Origin of the sequence: Streptomyces sp. Root1310 (genome assembly GCF_001426425.1) — a bacterium.
Lineage (GTDB): Bacteria > Actinomycetota > Actinomycetes > Streptomycetales > Streptomycetaceae > Streptomyces.
This window is the reverse complement of record NZ_LMEQ01000001.1, coordinates 894,710-914,225: the sequence shown is the minus strand read 5'-3', so window position 1 is coordinate 914,225 and position 19,516 is coordinate 894,710. Positions and strand designations below refer to the sequence as shown.

The following is a 19,516-nucleotide window of genomic DNA, read 5'->3' as shown; positions in this document are numbered from 1 at the left end:
GTGGTCCGTGAGCTTTGTGGTTCGTGCACACTGCGGAGGGAGTACGGCCATGACCGGCTGGAGCACGCACGACATCCCTGACCAGAGCGGTCGCACCGCCGTCGTCACCGGGGCGAACAGCGGGCTCGGGTACGTCACCGCGCGCGAGCTCGCCCGCAAGGGGGCGCGGGTGGTGCTGGCCTGCCGGAGCGAGACACGGGGGCGGGAGGCCGTCCGGCGACTGTGCGAGGAAGTGCCTTACGCGCAGGCGGAGTTGCGGCGGCTCGAGCTCGGGGACCTTGCCTCCGTACGAGAGTTCGCGGACGCCCTGCCGTACGACCGGCTCGACCTGCTCGTCAACAACGCGGGCGTGATGGCGGTGCCGTACGGCACCACCGCCGACGGGTTCGAGACGCAGTTCGGGGTGAATCATCTCGGGCACTTCGCCCTCACGGGGCTGCTCCTGCCCGCGCTGCTCGCCGCGCCGGACCGACCGGCCGGGGCGACGCGGATCGTGACCGTCTCCAGCATGGTGCACCTGCTCGGCAACATCGACCCGGACGATCTCAACTCAGATCGCAAGTACCGGCGTTGGATCGCCTACGGCCGTACGAAGACCGCCAACCTGCTCTTCACGCACGAGCTGGCGCGCAGACTCACGGCGGCCGGGTCCGAGGTCGTCGCGGCGGCCGCGCATCCGGGATACGCGGCGACCAACCTCCAGACGGCGGGGCCGCGGGCGGAGGGGCGCCGGGTCGCCGAGCGGCTGATGGCGCTCGGCAACCGGGTCCTCGCCCAGCCCGCCGAGGCCGGGGCGCTGCCCGCCCTGTACGCGGCGACCGCGCCCGGGGTCCGCCCGGACTCGTTCACCGGGCCGTCACTGGCGATGTGGCGTGGGGCCCCCGCGCCGTCACGGCGAGCACCCTGGACCCTCGACGACCGGGCGGGGGAGCGGCTGTGGGCCGCCTCCGAGCAGCTGACCGGGGTGTCCTGCGAGGCCCTCAAGGGCTGAGCCCCGGCTCGGCCGCCTCGCCGCTCACCTCAGGGATCGGTTGCAGCCCGTGGAGACACGGACCTTGTTGGACCACGCGTTGGTGGCGATGTCCCACACCATCACGGTGGAGTCCTTCGGGTAGCCGTACGCCGTGCAGTCCAGCAGCCCCGTGGTCACGTCGAAGGCACCACCGGGGCGGCCGTTGATCCGGCGGGCCGTCACGTCCCTCGTCCAGACCGGAATGCCACGCGGGCCCGAGTCCCTGAACAGGGCCATCCGTGCCGTGGCGCCCACGGTGAAGCCGCGACCGTGCAGGTCGATGCCGTAGATGCCGATGGTGCTGCCCCTGCGGGTGGCCCAGGCGTACGGGGCGCCTGCGTGCGCCTGGGCGCCGGTGGCTGCCCGATTCCCCGACGCCGACGCAGACGCCGAGGCCGACGCCGACGCCGACGCCGACGCAGACGCCGAGGCCGACGCCGACGCCGATGTGACGGTGAGTGTGGCCATCGTCGCGGTGGCCAATACGGCCGCCGTGACGCCGAGCGTGGTGGCCCGGCCGGGTGTGGTGCGTGAGGTGCGCGAAAGGTTCATGGTCGTCCCTCGATCTCCGTCGGCCGCGTCTGCCCGTCGGCCGATGCCGTGAGGGACACCGGTCCACGCGCTCGGGTTGCGGTCGCGTCGACGGGTCCGGGGGTGTGGGAAGCACGGGGGTGGTACGGGCGGCCCGCCATGCGTGACCGGTGCGGCCGTGAGGGGCCGATGGGCCGGGGAACGGACGAGTCGACGAACGGTGAGACGTGTGGACGGCGCGTGCCGTCCGGGCCGTGGGTCTGCCCGTACCCGTTCCTCTGCCGGTACCCGTTCCTCTGCCGGTACCCGTTCCTCTGCGCGCGCCCTGGTCGCGCCCGTGCCCCGTGCCCCGTGCGCGCCGGTGCTGGTGCCGGTGCGTGCGCCCGTGCCCGTGCCCTGGTCGCGCCCGTCCCGTGGTCACGCCTGCCCCCGCGCGAACCCGGAGGTGTACTCGTCCGCGTACCCCTCCGCGTAGCCCTGCGGGTAAGCCTCCCGGTGGTCCCGCGGGTAGCCCTGCGCGTACCCCGGGGCGTACTCCTCCGCGTACCGCTGCGCGAAGTCCTCCGGCATCGGCGTGGTGTCCAGGTAGAACCACTCGGCGGTGGGGCCGGGAGCGGCGGCGGAGACGGTGGCGGGCGCGGGGGCCGTCCGGCGGCGGGGCAGCGGGGCGGCGGGCCGGGGGTCGTCGGCTGCCGAGGCCGCTTCCTCCTCCGCGGTCGGTCGTCCCGCCGGGCCCGGCATCAGCAGTTCCACCCGCAGGCCCTTGGCGCGCTGCTGGGCGGTGAACTCCTCCACCTGGCTGCGGCAGGCGTGGTCGAGGTGGGTCACGCCGGTGAGATCGAGCCGGATGCGGGGTTTGCCGGCCTCGGCGGCGGTCTCCAGGGCCTCGATGACCTGGGGCAGCCGCAGGAAGGTCGCGTTGCCCGCCATCACCACCTTCGCGGTGTCGTCCTCGGTGTGCTGCCGGATGACCGTCCGGGACATCCGCACCGCGGCCAGCACGATGCCCGCCGCGAGGCCGATCAGGACGCCCTCCAGGAGCGCCGTCGCCACGATGACCAGGGTGGTGAGCGTCATGACGGCGAACTCGCCCCGGTCCTGCCGCCACATCTTCGGGAACTCGTCGGGAGCGAAGAGCTTCCAGCCGCTGTGCACGAGTACGCCCGCCAGGACCGAGATCGGGATCAGGGCCAGCACCTGGGGGAGCAGCAGCGCGAACGCCAGCAGCCACAGGCCGTGCAGGGTGCGGGAGAGCCGGGTCCTGGCGCCCGCCTGGACGTTCGCCGAACTGCGGGCCACCACCGCCGTGACGGGCAGGGCGCCGAGGAGTCCCGCGAGCGTGTTGCCGGCGCCCTGGGCGATCAGCTCGGGGTTGTAGCGGGTGCGCGGACCGTCGTGCATACGGTCCACCGCGGCCGCCGTGAACAGCGATTCCGCCGAGGCGATCACGGTGAAGGTCAGGATCGCGGTGATGATCCCGGCGTCCGCCAGACCCGCGAACTGCTCCGCCCCCGGCACGTCGACGGAGGCCAGCAGATTGCCCACCTGGAGGGTCTTGACGTCGACGCCCGGCAGCGCGGCGACCGCGATGCCGATGCCCACCGCGACCAGGGCCGCGGGTACCTTCCTGACCGGACCCGGCGCCTTCTTCCACAGGAAGCTCAGGACGACCGTGACGACGCCCAGCCCGGCGGCGATCATCGCCTGCGGGTCGGCGACCGTGTCCGCGAGCAGGCCGGGGATGCCGGCCATGTTCTCCAGCGGGGTACCGGGGGCCTTCGCGTCCGCCACCGGGTACGCCTGGCTGAACATCAGTGGCAGGCCGATGCCCGCGAGCATGCCCTGGACGACGGCCAGGGAGATCGCCTGGAAGAACCGGCCCAGTTTCACCAGGCCGAGGACGATCTGGAGGAGGCCCGAGAAGAGCACGATCACGCCGAGCATGGCGACGCCGTACTCCAGCACGGTCTCGGCGACCAGTGCGGCGAGACCGGCGGCCGGGCCGCTCACCTGAAGCGTGCTGCCGCGTGCCGCGCCCACCACCAGGCCGCCGATGACTCCCGAGATGATGCCCAGTTCGGGGGAGACGCCCGAGGCGACGGCCACGCCGATGCACAGCGGGAGCGCGACCAGGAAGACGACGAGGGACGCGGTGATCTCGGTGGCCAGATCGCCCTTCTGCGCAGCCGCTTTCAGGGTGGCCATCGCCGTGCCCATCGCGGTGCCTGCCGCCGTACCTGCCGCCGTGCCCTTCGCTGTGCCCGGCACCGTGTCCTGCGAGGCGACCTTCGCCGTGTGCTTGGAGGCGGCCTCCGCGGCGGAGTCCCACCCGGGCGTCGGTGTCGGTGTCTGCGCGGGCGGGCGTGTGGGCGGCGGAGGGGACATGGGCCGCGGTGGCGCCGGCCGGGGCGGCGGCCCGGTCAGCCCGGCCGCCTCCCCGAACGTGCGGCCCCTGCCGTCACTGTCCCCGGCGCTCCAGTCCGCGCCCGCTCCCCACTCCGCGCCCGTGTCCCGGTCGGCGCCCGGGTCCCACTCCGCGCCCGAAGCGGTGCCGGTGCCCGTACCCCGGCCCCGGGCGTGCCTGGCGTGTGCGCCGCTCATGCCGCGTGCACCCGGAACAGGCCGTCCTCGTCCAGCTCGTGCACCTGACCGGTGTGCACCTCGTAGTACCAGCCGTGCAGGCGCAGTCGCCCGGAGTCGAGACGCCGCTGCGTCGCCGGGTAACCGCGCAGCGCCGCAAGCTGGTTGACGACGTTCAGCTGGGCGACGTCCGGCATCGACGGGTCCTCGACGTCGCCGTCCAGGACGGGCGCCAGCCGGGGGCGGGCCAGCTGCAGCCAGGCGTCCACGCCGGGGAGGGCGGACAGGTCGTCGCCGGACTTGAGGGCGCCCATCGCACCGCAGTGGGAGTGGCCGCACACCACGATGTCCTGAACGCCGAGCACCTCCAGCGCGTACTCGATGGTGGCCGCCTCGCCGGAGGCGCCCTGCCGGCCGTGCGGCGGAACGATATTCCCCGCGTTCCGCAGCTCGAATATCTCACCGGGCCGCGCGCCCGTGATCAGTGCGGGTATCACCCGTGAGTCCGAGCAGGTGATGAACAATGCCTCGGGATATTGGCCTTCGGCCAGTCGCCGGTATTCGCCGCTCTCGAAGTCGACCCGCCGTTTGAACGAGCGGGCGCGGTCCAGCAGTGCCTTCACGGATCCTCCCAGGTCAGAGCTGGTCGGCATGGGGGTCCGACCAGTTCCTCATCACCGTAGAGGGGTCAATGCCAGGCGAAGGTTAGAGGAACACTAAACCGCCGACAAGAATGGGACAGATTTCGACCGGAGTTGAGCCGCTGCTCACATTGGCCGGGAGATTCGAGGTGTTTTCCCGACCGTTCTTGTAGCGTGACGGATCCACGGACCACGTGAATTCGGCGCACAGGAGAGACGGGAACGCATGGGTGTACGAGTCCTGCTCATCGAGGACGACCGGACGATCGCCGAACCGCTCGTCGAGGGCCTCGGCAACTTCGGGCTGGCGGTGCGTCACGTCGGCACCGGCGGCGAGGGGCTGAGGGGGCCGTACGGCGATGTCGTCCTGCTCGACCTGGGGTTGCCCGACATCGACGGCATCGACGTCTGCCGGGGCATCCGGCAGAACTCCGACGTCCCCATCATCATCCTCAGCGCCCGGGGGGAGGAGGCGGACCGTGTGCTGGGTCTGGAGCTGGGCGCCGACGACTACCTGGCGAAGCCGTTCAGCATGCGTGAGCTGGTGGCGCGGGTGCGCGCGGTGACCCGGCGAACCCACCGAGGGCTGGCCGAAGGCGAGTTCACGGGACACGAGCCGGTCGGCGGGGAGCCCTTCGCGTCGGCGGTCACCGCCCCCCTCGCCTCCCAGGCGCCCCTGGCGCCCCTGACGCCCGAGGCGGCCCCGACGTCCGATACGACGGCAGCGTTCGGGGCGACCGGAGCCTACGAGGCGTTCGAGGCGTTCGAAGGCGCCGCTACGGTCACTGCCACGACAGCCGCCACGGCTGCCGCCCCGGCCTCCGCCGCAGCCGCCGCCGGTCCCCTGGTCGTCGACCGGCGGACCCGGCAGGTGTGGGTGGGGGAGGAGGTGGTGGCCCTGACGCCCAAGGAATTCGAACTGCTCGCGCTGCTCACCGAGGATCCGGGGGCCGTGTACTCACGCCAGCAGATCCTGGACCGGGTGTGGGACCCGCACTACCAGGGGCCGACCAAGACGCTGGACGTCCATGTGGCCACCCTGCGCAGGAAGTTGGGCAACCCGGCCTGGATCCAGACGCTTCGCGGAGTGGGTTTCCGGCTGGCGGTGCACACCTCCTCCCCGAGCGCGCGACAGCCGTACGAACCACCGGCCGCCACCTCACCGGCCTCCGCCCCACCGGCCTCCGCCCCACCGGCCCCTGCCGGACCTGCCTTCGCCCCGCCCGCGCACCCCCAGCCCGACCGGCCCCGGAGCGCCTACGAGCCGTCGGCCCCCGCACCCCACGCCCACGCCCCCCACGCCCCCCACGCCCCCGCACCCCACGGCTACGACCGGCGCTCGGCGGCCTACCGATGACCCGTCGGCTGCTGCTCGGCTATCTCACCCTCGCCGCCCTGGTCCTGCTCTGCCTGGAGATCCCGCTGGGCTTCGTCTACTCGCGCGGGGAGCGGGAGCGGGTGATCAACGCGGCGACGGACGAGGCGGAGTCGGTCTCGGCGTTCGCCTCGCTGTCCATCTCGGCGGGCCGGGCGGCGCAGGACCTGCCCGCGCGGGCCGCGCACTGCGCCGAGCGCATCGGCGGCAAGGTGCTGATCGTCGACGGGAGCGGCAACCTGCTGGCCTCGTCGCATCCGCTCACCGGGCGGGAGGAGGGCAAGCTCGCCTCCTGGCCGGGCATCGCCGCCGCCCTGCGCGGTACCGCCACGGCCGACGTGCGTACCTCCACCATCGGTGGTGTGCAGTACCTCGCGGTGGCCACCCCGGTACGCCACGGCGTCGAGGAACAGGGTGCCGTCCGGATCACCGTGCCGACCCGGATGGTGTCCGAACGGGTGCACCACGTCTGGCTGTTGCTGGCCCTGGGCGGACTGGCGGTGCTCGCCGCGGTGGCCGCGCTGGGGTTCGTCGTCGCCCGCTGGACCGGTCGCCCGATCCGTGAACTGGAGCACGCCACGCATGAGTTGGCGATGGGCGGCACCGCCGTCCCGGTGGCGATCACCAAGGGGCCGCCGGAGGTCCGCAGTCTCGCCGCGACCTTCAACCGGACCGCCGCCCGCCTGGAACACCTGCTGGCCTCCCAGCGGGCCTTCGCCGGTGAGGCCTCGCACCAGCTGAAGACGCCCCTCGCGGCACTGCGGCTGCGGCTGGAGAACCTGGAGAACGACATCGCCCTGAACGCGCGGGGCTCGCTCACCGCCGCGCTGACCGAGACCGACCGGCTGGCCCGGATGGTCGAGGGGCTGCTCGCCATGGCCCGGCTCGACGAGAGCGCCGTGGAGCGGGAGCCGGTCGACCTGGGCCGGGTCTGCGCGGAGCGGCACCGCGCCTGGACGCCGCTGTTCGAGCAGCACGGCGTGTGGCTGGCGCTGGCGGGGGACTACTCGGGCGAGGTGCTGGCGCTGCCGGGGGCCGTGGAGCAGATCCTCGACAACCTGCTCTCCAACGCCCTGCGGGTGGCGCCCCCGGGCTCCACGGTCTCCGTCGACCCACGCCTCCACATGCCCCACGAGCGCCGCTTCCCGCACCGCCACCCGCAGCGGCATCCGCACCGCCCGGCCGGTCCCGGCTGGATCGAGCTGCACGTCATGGACGAGGGCCCCGGTATGACCGAGGAGCAGCGCCGGCGTGCCTTCGACCGCTTCTGGCGCGCCCCGGACGCCCCCAAGGGCGGTACCGGTCTGGGCCTCGCCCTGGTGCAGCGCCTCGCCCACGCGAGCGGTGGCGAGGTGGTCCTGCGGCCCGCGCCGCGCGGCGGCCTCGACGCGGTGGTCCGGCTCCCGGCGGTACCGGCCCGGCCCGCCGGCACCGGGAACACGGGCGGCACCGGGAAAACCGGCGGCAGCGCGGGCACAGGCGGCAGCGCGGGCACCGGTGGCGGCACGGTCAACGGCGCCCCCGCCCGGCGTCCGGCCAGACGTCTGCAAGCGACGACACCGGGCCGGCGGTAGGCGGGGGCGGGGGCGGGCGTCAGGCGGTGCGCACCTGGTAGGTGGCGATGCGCACCGTGTCGTCGTCCAGGCACCTCCCGCTCAGCAGGTCGAAACGCTGCTTGAGCAGGGGGGAGGCGACGAACGTGCGGCCGTCGAGGCTACCGGTCAGGCCGCGGGACAGGACGGCCGCGCCGCCGAACGGGTCGCGGTTGTCGACGGCGTACAGCTCACCCGCCCGGTCCCGGAACAGGGCGACCTGGCGGCCGTCGGGCAGCAGGGCGGCCACGCCGCGGCCGGGGATCAGTTGGCTGAGGTCGCAGACCGTGAACCACTGGTCCTCCAGCCGGAGCTGGACCTTGAGGTCGGTCGTCTCGAGTGCCAGGGTCATCGCTGGGCGCTCCCTTCCAGGGGACGGTGGCCGATGGACAGCAACGGCAGGTCGGGCTTGATCTGGTCGCGCTCGGGCACGAAGCCGACGACGGGGTCGGGGGTGTCGGGCGCGTTGACGAAGGACACGAACCGGGCGAGCTTCTCCGGGTCGTTGATGGTGGTGGCCCACTCGTCGGCGTAGTGCGCGACGTGGTCGGTCATCAGGGACTCCAGCTCCTCGCAGATGCCGAGCGAGTCCTCCACCACCACGTCCCGTACGTGGTCCAGGCCGCCGGGGATCCGGTCCAACCAGGTCGAGGTGCGTTCCAGGCGGTCGGCGGTGCGGATGTAGAACATCAGGAACCGGTCGATGAGGCGCACCAGTTCGGTGTCGTCGAGGTCCTGGGCGAGCAGGTCGGCGTGGCGCGGGGTGGCGCCGCCGTTGCCGCCGACGTAGAGGTTCCAGCCGTTGGAGGTGGCGATGATGCCGAAGTCCTTCGACTGGGCCTCGGCGCACTCGCGGGCGCAGCCCGACACCGCCGACTTGAGCTTGTGCGGGGAGCGCAGCCCCCGGTAGCGCAGCTCCAGGTCGATCGCCATGCGGACGGAGTCCTGGACGCCGTAGCGGCACCAGGTCTGGCCGACGCAGGACTTCACCGTGCGCAGCGACTTGCCGTAGGCGTGACCGGACTCGAAGCCGGCGTCCACCAGCCGGGTCCAGATCAGCGGGAGCTGCTCCACCCGGGCGCCGAACATGTCGATCCGCTGGCCGCCGGTGATCTTCGTGTAGAGGCCGAAGTCGCGGGCGATCTCACCGATCACGATCAGGCCCTCGGGGGTGATCTCACCGCCGGGGATGCGCGGGACGACCGAGTAGGAGCCGTTCTTCTGGAGGTTGGCGAGGAAGTGGTCGTTGCTGTCCTGGAGGGCCGCCTGCTCGCCGTCCAGGACATAGCCGCTCGCGCCGATCGTCGGGGCCAGCGAGGCGATGATCGAGCCGACGGCCGGCTTGCAGATCTCGCAGCCGTCGCCGCCCCGGGCGCCGTCCCGGCCGTAGCGGTCGAGGAGGTCCTGGTAGGTGTTGATGCGCAGGGCGAGGACGATCTCGTACAGCTCCTCGCGGGTCTGCGCGAAGCAGCCGCACAGGCCCTTGTCGACCTCGACGCCGCTCGCCTCCAGCTCGGCGGTGACCAGCTGGCCGAGCACCTTGACGCAGCTGCCGCAGCCGGTACCGGCCTTGGTGCACTTCTTCACCTCGGGCACGGTGGTGCAGGAGTGCTCCGTCACCGCGCCGCGGATCGTGCCCTTCGACACGTTGTGGCAGGAGCAGATGATCGCCTCGTCCGGCAGCGCGGACGGGCCGAGCTGGACGGACTCCCCGGTACCGGCCGGCAGGACCAGGGACTCGGGGGCGACGGGCGGTACGGAGCCGGTGAAGGCGCGCAGGGTGCCGTACGCCTCCGCGTCGCCGACCAGGATGCCGCCGAGCAGCGTGCCGTCGCGGCCGATGACCAGCTTCTTGTACAGGCCCGAGCGGGAGTCGGAGTAGACGACGTCGAGGCAGTCCTCGGCGGTGCCGTGCGCGTCGCCGAAGGACGCCACGTCCACACCGAGCAGCTTCAGCTTGGTGGAGAGGTCGGCGCCGGTGAAGGTCAGCTGCTCGGACTCGTCGGCGGCGATGGTCGCGGCGACCGTGATGGCCTGCTCGTAGCCGGGGGCGACCAGGCCGTACACCCGGCCGTCGGCGGCCAGCGCGCACTCGCCGATCGCGAACACGTGCGGGTCGTTCACCGTGCGGCACTGCTCGTCGACGGCGATGCCGCCCCGCTCGCCGACCGTCAGGCCGCACTCGCGGGCCAGCTGGTCGCGGGGGCGGACTCCGGCGCTGAACACCACCAGGTCGGTGGCGAGTTCGGAGCCGTCGGAGAGCTTCATGCCGGTGACGGCGCCGGACTCGTCGACGACGATCTCCTGGGTGCCCACGCCCGTGTGGACGGACAGTCCCATGTCCTCGATGGTGCGCAGCAGCGCGGCGCCACCGCCCTCGTCGACCTGGACCGGCATCAGCCGGGGCGCGAACTCCACGATGTGGGAGGTGAGCCCGAGGCCCTTGAGCGCACCGGCCGCCTCGAGTCCGAGCAGACCGCCGCCGACGACCGCACCCGTCGTCCTCGTGCGGGCGTACTCCTCGATCGCGAGGAGGTCCTCGATCGTGCGGTAGACGAAGCAGCCCTCGGCGTCCTTGTTCGGGACGGGCGGCACGAACGGGTAGGAGCCGGTGGCCAGGACGAGGATGTCGTAGTCGACCGTCAGTCCCGAGCGGGCCGTCACCTTGCGGGCCTCGCGGTCGATCGTCTCCGCGGGGTCGCCGACGTACAGCTCGATGCCGTGGTCGGCGATGAACCCCATGTCGGTCATCGACAGGTCCTCGGGCGTCTTGCCCGAGAAGTACGAGGTGAGCTGCACGCGGTCGTAGGCGGGACGCGGCTCCTCACAGAGCACGACCACGCGGTGCGTGGCGGTCAGGCCGCGCTCGGCGAGCGCCTCGAGGAAGCGCTGGCCGACCATGCCGTGGCCGACGAGCACGATCGTGGGGGTGCCCCCGGGGGTGGCGGTCATCAGGAGCCTCCGTCGTTGGTGAGCAGGTGGAGCAGGGGGCCGCCGTCGGAGGGGAGCGGCTCTGCTCCCTCCCAGGCGCGCGCCAGCGCGCCGACGGTGCCGAGTTCGCCGACGAGGACCCCGCCGACCAGGCGGTCGTCGCGGACGACGACCTTGCGGTAGGTGCCCCGGGTGGCGTCGGCGAGCTGTACGACGTCGTCGCCCGGGCGGGGTTCCGTCTCGCCGAACGCGGCGAGGTCGAAGGCGCTGTGCCCGGCGAGGGTGAGCCGGGTGAGGGCGCGGGTGCCGGCGTACCGGGCGCCCGGGTCTCCGGCGAGCGACTCCGCGAGTACGTCCGCCTGTTCCAGCGCGGGCGCGGCCAGCCCGTACACGTTCCCGTCGTGCTGCGCGCAGTCGCCGATCGCCCGGATGTACGGGTCGGAGGTGCGGAGTTCGTCGTCGACCAGGATGCCCTTGTGGACGGCGAGCCCCGCCGCCTTGGCGAGTCCGGCGCGGGGGGATACCCCGCAGGCCAGCACCACCAGGTCGGCGTCGAGGGCGTACCCGTCGGCCATCTCCACCGAGCGGACGGCGCCGCCGACGCAGCGCACGTCGCGGACCCGGCACTCGGTGTGGACCTCGACGCCGAGGTCCCTCAGGTGCCGCAGCACCAGCTTGGACGCGTTCGGGTCGAGCTGGCGCTCCATGAGCCGCTCGGCCTGCTGGGCGAGGACGACCTGCGCGCCGCGTACCGCGAGCGCACGGGCCGCGGAGACCCCGAGGAGCCCGCCGCCGATGACGACCGCCCGCACACCCGGCCGTACCGCCTTCGACAGGCCGAGGCAGTCGTCCATGGTGCGGAAGGCGTGGACGCCCTCCGGCAGGACGTGGTCGGGGGTGAACAGACCGCGCAGGGGCGGCAGCACCGGGTTGGAGCCGGTGGCCAGGACCAGGGTGTCGTATGCGATCTCCGAGCCGTCCGCGCAGGCCACGGTCCGCCGGTCGCGGTCGATGCCGGTGACCCGGCCCCGGACCAGGCCGGCGGGCGCGGGCAGCGCGATCACCTCGGGGGAGTACCGGCCGGCCAGCACCTCGGCGAGCAGGACCCGGTTGTAGGGCCGGTGCTCCTCCTCGCCGATCAGCAGCGCGGGCGTGCCCAGCTCGCCGAGCCGGCGGGCGAGTCGTACGCCCGCGAGGCCGGCGCCGATCACCACCACACGCGAATTCGAGGTCATGTCCAGGAGCGTGCGTTGTCGACGTTACCCGACCGCATCACCGTTGTTTCCCGCGAGGAACGCTGCCCTCAGCGGGGCCGGGCCGGGGGTGTGAGGGTTGTGCCCACCCGCCCCCGCCCGGTCACGGGCCGACGGTCCCGCCCAGGTGTGACGCCGCCCCCGGCCGCCCGCCCCGTAGGGAGTGAGGGGCGAGGCGGCCGGTGGTCAGGCCTCTGTTGCGTAGACGTGCTCGTACCAGTCGCTGCCGCCGTTCGCCGGGTCGTGGCCCGGGTCCTGCACCCACTCGCTCCTGTCGACCCTGAAACTCGCGCCCGGCATGAGCAGGACCTCCGCCTCGGTGCCCTGGTACTGGTGGAAGGGGTCGATGTCACGGCCGTACTTCCCGGTGAGCGTCAGCTCCAGGAGGATCCGGTGCGTCTTCGTGCCGGAGACCCGCTGGCCGCGCATGAAGCCCAGTCCCACGGACTTCTCCCTGCTGGTGCTGTCGAAGGAGGTCGTGAAGACGGATCCGGGCCGGTAGTTCAGCGCCGCCTGCTTGCCGAGCCGGTAGATCGACTCGTCCCCGCCGAGATTCCAGTCGCCGCGGTAGACCGTGCCGGTGACGGGAGGCAGCCGGTTGAGCGCCTCCATCGTCATGTCGGCGTGCGCCTTGAGCTCCTCGAAGAGGACGGGGGCGAGTACGTCGATCCGCGCGTCGATGACGGCCATCGCCGCCTTCTTCGCCACCGGGTCCGTGCCCCGGGCGTTCGCGAGCTGCGGCTGGATCACCGGGTCCTCGTCGAGCGTGGGCACCCACTCCTGGTCGGGACCGTCGTTCTGGGCGGCCCAGCGGAGCTGACTCTTGATCTGCTGGAGCGAGACGGCCGCGGCGCCGGCCGAGGCCACGCCGCCGGTTCCGTAGGGCGCGTAGCCCTCGGGCAGCAGCCTGCTGCGCACCACCGAGTTGATCATCTGGTGGGCCCCGCCGGTGTACGCCATCAGCGCGGTCGCGTGGGCGGGCTTGAACCTCTCGGCGACGGCCTCGGTGGAGGCGCCCCCGTTGTCCGCCTTCCACTTGGCGATGCGCGGTGTGGGCGCGGTGTCGCCGCGCACGAAGGCGTTGTACTTGGCCGGCACCGTTCCGGCCGCGTTCTGGCCGGGCTCCATGAAGCCGCTGGCCGCGGGATCGGTGTCCCGCGGCTTGTTGGCCTCGGCGAAGTACATCGCCTCGTGCGGGAAATGACCGCCGACGCAGACGTTCTGCCGCAGCTCCTCCTCCGTGAAGGGCGCGATGTTCTGGTACATCAGCGCCGCGCCCTTGCCCGCACGGGCCGCGGACTCGCCCGGCCCCTTCACCCCGGCCGCCCAGGAGCCGCGCAGGATCTCGTAGAGCGAGTGGTCCCAGGACGGCAGCATCCAGCCCATCACGGCCATCCGGTAGTCGAAGACGTCCACCCCGGACACCTTGATCCACTGGAAGGTCTTGAGCATCCGGGTCGTGGTGCCCGACATGCCCGCGACGACCGGGACGCCGCGCGCGGCGTTCTCCTTCGGCCAGGACTCGTTCTGCTGGATCTCCCAGTAGGCCGTGCCCTCGTTCCAGGGCAGCTTGTCGTCCGGGCCGGGCTTGCCGACGAAGGCCAGCTCGCGCGCGCTGAGCGGGGCACCCCGGTCCGCGTAGTCGCGGGGGGTCTTGCGGTTGGCCTCCTTGTCGGCCTCGCTCCGTTCCTTCCGGGGCCCCTGACTGTTGATCATTTCGCGGGTGTCGCCGGCGAAGGTCTCCGGGTCCGACTGCCACAGGAGGTTGCCCAGCGCGTACGGGTCCTTCTCGTAGTTGTAGCCCTTGCCCGCGAGGTTCGCCGCGGCCCACAGAGGCGGGCGGGACCAGCCGTTGAGGAACGCCGAGTGCTTCTTCAGCTCCTCCTGGTTCATACCGAGGGTGGACGCGAGCTGCGGCTTGGGTCCGATGATCCCGTTGAGGATCTCCTTGAGGGAGAGCTCCGCCCCCTTGTTGTAGTAGGCGGCGTTGTAGACGGCCGTGATCAGCTCGCGGACGTTTCCGTCGCGGGCGAAGAACTCGTTGATCTGGGCGGTGGTCAGGCCCTCGCCCACCTGCCCGGCGCTCGTCTTGTCGTCCTTGAAGAACGACTTGTTGGCGAGAGCCACGTCCTTGTGCTCCGTGCGGGCGTAGGCGATGAGCAGCTGCTTGAGCCGGGCCACGGTCTTACGGGCCGCGGCGAGCGCCCTCGGATGCCCGAAGGAGTACGCGCCCAGCCGCTTCTCGAACTCCTCGGCCGCCGCCTGCCAGCCCGTCTTCGCGTAGTACTGGGCGTGGTCGAAGGGCGCCTCGCCGTCGCCGAAGCGCTGGACGGCGATCTCCCCGCCGGTGCGGGCGGGTGCGGCCGCCGTCCGCTGGACGGGCGCCTCCTCGGTGGGGGAGTCCGCCGTCCGCTGCACCGAAGCCGCCTCGGCCGGCGCGGGACCGGCCAGGACACGGCGGGCGTTCTCCTCCGCCGCGCGCTCGAAACGGTCGGAGGGGTCCGAGATGCTGAGCCCCGAGCCGTTGTCGGTACCGGCGACCGGCCCCTGACGCTGCTGGATGACGTGCGTCAGCTCGTGGGCCAGGGTGTGCCGGTCCGCGCCGCCGGCGCCGATGACGACATGGCTGCCGGAGGTGTAGGCGCGCGCCCCCACCTCGGCCGCCGAGCGCTGGGCGGTCGGCCCGGTGTGCAGCCGCACGTCCGAGAAGTCGGCGCCCAGCCGCGCCTCCATCTCCGTGCGGACCGCCCCGTCCAGCGGCTGCCCGGCGGCACGCAGCACGTCCGGCACGGACGATCGCTGCACCGGCGCGGAACCGTGGTGACCGCAGGAGGGTCCGTGTGCGTGGCGCTGTACGGGGGCGGAGTCGTGGTGGCCGCAGGTGGGTCCGTGCGTGTGGCGCTGTACGGCAGTGGAGTCCTCGTGACCGCAGGAGGGCCCGTGCGCGTGGCGCTGGGCCTGCCGCTGCTGTTCCAGCGCCTGGACGACGGCGGCGTTGCCTGCCGTGCGCTGCAACGCCAGCAGGTGCCCGGCGGACGGCGCGCCACCGGAGCCGACCGGCCCGACCGGTCCGCCGAGTCCGACCGGTCCGCCGAGTCCGACCGGTCCGACCGGCCCTCCGAGTCCGACCGGCCCTCCGAGTCCGACCGGTCCGCCTGGCGCGACCGGGCTCACGGGTCCGACGGGTCCGACGGGTCCGGAGGAGACGGTCGGCCGTCCGGAGGCCACGGCCGGTCCGGAGGGCAGGGCCGGACCGACGGCCGCCGCCGGCCGCGCGGCGGCGGTCGCAGTCCGGACGGGACGAGCGGTGATGTCCTGCTGGTCCTGTGCACGCATGTTCCGATCATCGGTCATCTCCCGTCAGGAAGTGGGGAGTTAACCCGTTCGCGACAAGGCGGAAGCAATCGGTGGGGCGGGCGGGGGGAGGGGCGGGAGCCGGGCGTTCAGGCGCGCGAGGACGTGAGATGCGCGAAGACGACGACGTTCCCCTGGTAGCCGGTCGACTTCGTGTAGCCCCCGCCGCAGGTGATCACCCGCAGCTCCGGCCTGCTCGCCGCCCCGTACACCTTCTCGTCGGGGAAGTCGCGTGCCTGGTAGACCTCTACGGCGTCCACGGTGAACACCGCCACGCTTCCGTCGCGCCGGTCCACCTCGATGGCACTGCCCTTGCGCAGGGCGCCCAGGTCGTAGAAGACGGCCGGGCCGTCGGCGTTGTCCACATGGCCGGCGACGATGGCGGTGCCCGTCTCGCCGGGAGTGGTGCCGGCCTCGTACCAGCCGGCCAGGTTCTTCTTCTCGGCGGGCGGGACGTCGAGGCTGCCCGACGCGGTGAGCGCGAGGCCCGTCAGCGGGGCGTCGACATGGATCGCGGGGATGCGGACACGGTCGGGCGGGGAGGGCGCCAGCGCCGGGGCGGAAGGGACTCGTACGTCCGGGTCGGCCGGGTCGGTCGAGTGGGCCTGGGCCGCGGACGGCTGCGGCGGGGCGTGTGTCTCCGCGCCGCTGTGCAGCAGCCAGGCGCCGCCGCCGAGAGCGATCACGGTGACGGCCGCTATGGCGGTGTTGCCGACCCTGGGCATCCCGGGACCCTTCTGCGTGACTCTTCGCGTGGACGCTTTCCGTGAATTTCCTGGTCGGGGGACCCCGTTCCCCCTCCGGGCCGCGAGGGGCGTCGGACCCGGAGGGGGAGGGGACATGCGGTACCGGCGGACGGACAGCGGAGGGTGTCCGTCAGATCCCGTCGCCTCTCGCCCGGCGATGCAGGAGCCAGGTACCGCCCGCGGCGGCGACGGCGAGAGCCGCCACGCCGGCCGCGGTCTGTACGGGGTCGGGGCCCAGTGCGCCGCCGACCCCCGTCTTCACACTTCCTCGCGGATGCACCGGCTGCCGGTCGGAGGCCAGCACGACCACCAGGTCCCCGGTGACGCGCCGCCCGCCCGCGGCGCACTCCGCGACGATCTCGTACGTGCCCGGCTGCGCGCTCGGCGGCACCCGGAACTGTCCGATCGCCTCACCCTTGTGCGCGCTGGGCGCGAGCGGGAAGCGACCGGCGCCCACGGCCCCGGCGTCGCCCGTCGCCGCTCCGCCGTCCCCGCACGCCGCCGTGTTCACCGAGACCTGCCCGCCCGGCACCGCGGTGGAGGGATACACCTCCAGGCTTCCGGCACGGGTACCGGCACCGGCACTTGCACCGGCACCGGTGCCGGGTGCGGCGAACCCGGCCGTGGCGATGACGGTGAGCGCGGTACCGGCCAGCACATGCGCGGCACGACGTGCGCTACGACGGGCGGTGCGTCGCATCGGTGCTCCTTCGAGCTCTTCGAGTCTCCCTGCCCTTCCGAGGTAAGTCGCAGCACGGCGAGCCCGCTTCCTGAGGGGGCGTCAGGAATGGGATGAATGGGTGTCAGATGTGCGCGCGGTCGGGTGGCCCGACGAGGGTTTCACCAGGTCACCGGCGTGTGGAGGGCCCGGCACGGAAAAGCGCGCACGGGGCGGGTGAACGGGTGACCGCCGCCGCGGGTGGCCGCGCCGGTACGGCCCGACGGCTGCCGCGAGGCCGTGAGGCCGCCGACCGGGAGAGGTCGCCGCCGCGGGGCCGGAGAGGTCGCCGCCGCGGGGCCGGAGAGGTCACCGCCGGTCGAGCCAGTCCCCGCTCTCGATCAGCTTGCCCCGGGCCCGCAGACGGTCGGCGACGGCGGGTGCGGCGACGTACACCCAGGCGCGCACGACGTGCCCCCCGCCCCGAAGCACCGCCCCCTCCCGGTCCCGGTCCCCGCCCCCGTCCGCATCCCCATCCCCATCCCCGTCTCCACCCATTGCCGCTGCCGCTGCCGCCCCTGTCACTGTCCTTGTCGCCGCCTCCGGCACCGCCCCCGACACCGTCACCTCGCGCTCGACCCGGGCGTACAGGTTGCGCGGGTCGCCCGGTACGTACTCCTCCAGCCGGTCGAGTTCGGCGAGCAGTCGCGCGTAGGCCCCCGGGAGGGGCGTGACGAGTTCGCCGGTCACCGTCCCGCCCGGCTGCTCCACCGCGTAGGGATAGCCGGGTCCCTGGTAGAGCACCGCTCCGGCCAGCCGGGCCGGCTCCTCGCGGAGGGTGCGACCGCGCAGGAGGAGGTCGTGGTTGACCTCGCCGGGGCGGAGGGTGCCGTAGACGAAGAAGGGGAGTTCCGGGGCGCTCACGGAAACGATTCTCTCCCCTCACCGCCCTCTCACCGGTCCATCGCGCATGCGCTATGGACATGACATGTCAGGGCCTCTTAAATGCCAGGACGACATCAGCGCGACCTCCACAGGCCACCCACAGGCCACCCCCACACGCGCCCCCCACGGCGCCTTCTCGAGGAGACCGAAGACACTGATGAGTCGGATACGGCAGCACGTCCGAGGTTCCCGTCTCGCCACCGCCGGTATCGCCGCCACCACGGCCACGCTCCTGGCCGCCGTGCTCTCCCCGGTCGCCGACGCGGCGGACAGGCCGACCCGCGCGACGGCGCTCGACAACGCGGCGGCGGTACTCGCCGACCACGCGGCGACCCTCGGCCTCACCTCCGTACAGGGCACCTCCGTCCGTGACGTGATCGTCGACAAGGACGGCACGCAGCACGTCCGTTACGACCGCACGTATCGACAACTCCCGGTTTTGGGTGGTGACTTCGTCGTCCATCTGGCACCCGACGGCGCCTACCGCAGCGCGAACCGGGCGACGAGGGCGGCGATCTCGCTGTCGAGCATCACCCCGAAGGTGTCCGCTCCCAAGGCCGCCGACGTCGCCGTGAACGCCCTGCGCGCGGCCAACCTCGGCGAGACGCTGAAGCAGGTGAAGGCCAAGCCACAGCTGGTCGTCGACGCGCTGCACGGTGCCCCGAAGCTGGCCTGGCGGACGGACGTCGTCGCCCTGGACACGCTCGGCAACCCGGTCGCCCGCGCGGTCCTGACCGACGCGCGCACCGGCGCCCAGATCGACGCCTGGGACACCATCGAGACCGCCTCGGGCGACGGCAAGTCCCTGTACGGGGGCACGGTCCCGCTGGAGACGACCCTCTCGGGATCGACGTACCAGCTCAAGGACCCGACCCGCGGCAACACGTACACCGGCGACGCGGCCAACAAGACCGACCTGTGCATCTTCGGCATCTGCATCAGCCGCGCCCCCGCGACCCTCTTCACGGACACCGACAACCACTGGGGCACCGGCGCCACGGCGGACCGCTCCACCGCCGCCGTCGACGCCCAGTACGGCACCGACGTGACCTGGGACTACTACAAGAACGTGCACGGCCGCAACGGCATCGGCAACGACGGCAAGGGCTCCTACAACCGCGTCCACTACGGCAACAGCTACAACAACGCCTTCTGGGACGACAGTTGCTTCTGCATGACCTACGGCGACGGTGACGGCACCCAGCTGGGCCCGCTGGTCGCCCTGGACGTGGCCGGCCACGAGATGTCCCACGGCGTGACCTCCAAGACGGCCAAGCTGACCTACTCGGGCGAGTCGGGCGGCCTCAACGAGGCGACGTCCGACATCTTCGGCAGCCTGGTCGAGTTCTACGCCGGGAACTCCTCCGACGCCGGTGACTACCTCATCGGCGAGAAGATCGTCCGCTCCGGCTTCGGCCGGGACGCCCTGCGCTACATGGACAAGCCGAGCAAGGACGGCAACTCCGCCGACTACTGGAGCAGTTCGGTCGGCAACCTCGACGTCCACTACTCGTCCGGCGTCGCCAACCACTTCGCGTACCTCCTCGCGGAGGGCAGCGGCACGAAGACCGTCAACGGCGTCACCTACAACTCGCCGACGTACAACGGCTCGACGCTCACCGGCATCGGTCGCGAAAAGCTCGGCGCGATCTGGTACCGCGCCCTGACCGTCTACATGACGTCCTCGACGAACTACGCGGCGGCAAGAACAGCCACCCTGAACGCGGCCCGCGACCTCTACGGCACCGGCACCACGGAGTACAACGCGGTGGCAGCGGCCTGGGCCGCGGTCAACGTGAACTGACCCAGCCCCCGACAGCACGACGCGGCCGCCCCGAACCCGAACCCCGGGACCGGGGCGGCCGGCAGCGCTTCACCGCCCCCGGCGTCGACAATGC

At 72.6% G+C, this 19,516-nt stretch carries 14 protein-coding genes; 4 read left to right on the top strand and 10 right to left on the bottom strand.

The annotated features are described in order from the left end of the window. Positions 1 to 49: 49 nt before the first annotated feature. Positions 50 to 991, top strand: coding sequence for an oxidoreductase (locus ASD48_RS04135; protein ID WP_057599955.1), 942 nt, complete (start codon positions 50 to 52; stop codon positions 989 to 991). Positions 992 to 1,015: 24 nt separating this feature from the next. Here the strand turns inward: ASD48_RS04135 and ASD48_RS44110 are convergent, their stop codons facing one another. The 3 genes from ASD48_RS44110 to ASD48_RS04115 all read right to left on the bottom strand — a co-directional run bounded on the left by ASD48_RS44110 (position 1,016) and on the right by ASD48_RS04115 (position 4,746). Next, the gene (locus tag ASD48_RS44110) at positions 1,016 to 1,564 is read right to left on the bottom strand and encodes a hypothetical protein (RefSeq protein WP_157880601.1); all 549 of its coding nucleotides are present in this window, start codon (positions 1,562 to 1,564) and stop codon (positions 1,016 to 1,018) included. 396 nt (positions 1,565 to 1,960) lie between these two features. Continuing rightward, complete coding sequence (locus ASD48_RS04120; RefSeq protein WP_242432542.1) at positions 1,961 to 3,748, bottom strand: SulP family inorganic anion transporter; 1,788 nt, start codon at positions 3,746 to 3,748, stop codon at positions 1,961 to 1,963. A 392-nt stretch (positions 3,749 to 4,140) separates the two neighbouring features. Further along, positions 4,141 to 4,746, bottom strand: coding sequence for a carbonic anhydrase (locus tag ASD48_RS04115; RefSeq protein WP_057600992.1), 606 nt, complete (start codon positions 4,744 to 4,746; stop codon positions 4,141 to 4,143). A gap of 244 nt (positions 4,747 to 4,990) precedes the next feature. Between ASD48_RS04115 and ASD48_RS41515 the strand changes: the two genes are divergently transcribed. Both ASD48_RS41515 and ASD48_RS04105 read left to right on the top strand, forming a co-directional pair. After that, positions 4,991 to 6,121 (top strand): response regulator transcription factor, encoded by a 1,131-nt coding sequence (locus ASD48_RS41515; protein WP_079073595.1) that lies wholly within the window; start codon positions 4,991 to 4,993, stop codon positions 6,119 to 6,121. After that, the gene (locus ASD48_RS04105) at positions 6,118 to 7,713 is read left to right on the top strand and encodes an ATP-binding protein (protein WP_057599952.1); all 1,596 of its coding nucleotides are present in this window, start codon (positions 6,118 to 6,120) and stop codon (positions 7,711 to 7,713) included. Before ASD48_RS41515 ends, ASD48_RS04105 begins: the two co-directional genes overlap by 4 nt. A 19-nt stretch (positions 7,714 to 7,732) precedes the next feature. Here the strand turns inward: ASD48_RS04105 and nirD are convergent, their stop codons facing one another. The 7 genes from nirD to ASD48_RS04070 form a co-directional block, all read right to left on the bottom strand. After that, positions 7,733 to 8,083 carry a nitrite reductase small subunit NirD gene (nirD, locus tag ASD48_RS04100; protein ID WP_057599951.1) on the bottom strand — a complete coding sequence of 117 codons (351 nt, stop codon included), beginning with the start codon at positions 8,081 to 8,083 and terminating at the stop codon, positions 7,733 to 7,735. Further along, positions 8,080 to 10,683, bottom strand: a complete 2,604-nt coding sequence (nirB, locus tag ASD48_RS04095; protein WP_057599950.1) for a nitrite reductase large subunit NirB — start codon at positions 10,681 to 10,683, stop codon at positions 8,080 to 8,082. Before nirB ends, nirD begins: the two co-directional genes overlap by 4 nt. Beyond that, positions 10,683 to 11,897 (bottom strand): FAD-dependent oxidoreductase, encoded by a 1,215-nt coding sequence (locus tag ASD48_RS04090; RefSeq protein ID WP_057599949.1) that lies wholly within the window; start codon positions 11,895 to 11,897, stop codon positions 10,683 to 10,685. The genes nirB and ASD48_RS04090 overlap by 1 nt, the downstream gene beginning before the upstream one ends. Before the next feature lie 204 nt (positions 11,898 to 12,101). Further along, a complete protein-coding gene (locus ASD48_RS04085) occupies positions 12,102 to 15,251 on the bottom strand; it encodes a DUF4157 domain-containing protein (RefSeq protein ID WP_242432495.1) in 3,150 nt (1,049 codons plus the stop codon). 107 nt (positions 15,252 to 15,358) lie between these two features. Beyond that, positions 15,359 to 15,994 (bottom strand): class F sortase, encoded by a 636-nt coding sequence (locus ASD48_RS04080; protein WP_057599948.1) that lies wholly within the window; start codon positions 15,992 to 15,994, stop codon positions 15,359 to 15,361. 151 nt (positions 15,995 to 16,145) lie between these two features. Then, on the bottom strand, positions 16,146 to 16,715 hold the full coding sequence (locus ASD48_RS04075) for a hypothetical protein (RefSeq protein ID WP_057599947.1): 570 nt from the start codon (positions 16,713 to 16,715) through the stop codon (positions 16,146 to 16,148). 327 nt (positions 16,716 to 17,042) lie between these two features. After that, complete coding sequence (locus tag ASD48_RS04070; protein ID WP_057599946.1) at positions 17,043 to 17,597, bottom strand: gamma-glutamylcyclotransferase family protein; 555 nt, start codon at positions 17,595 to 17,597, stop codon at positions 17,043 to 17,045. Positions 17,598 to 17,775: 178 nt separating this feature from the next. On the opposite strand from ASD48_RS04070, the gene ASD48_RS04065 reads away from it, so the two are divergent. After that, entirely contained in the window at positions 17,776 to 19,422 is a 1,647-nt protein-coding gene (locus tag ASD48_RS04065; protein ID WP_057599945.1) for a M4 family metallopeptidase, read from the top strand. The last annotated feature ends 94 nt before the right edge of the window (positions 19,423 to 19,516 follow it).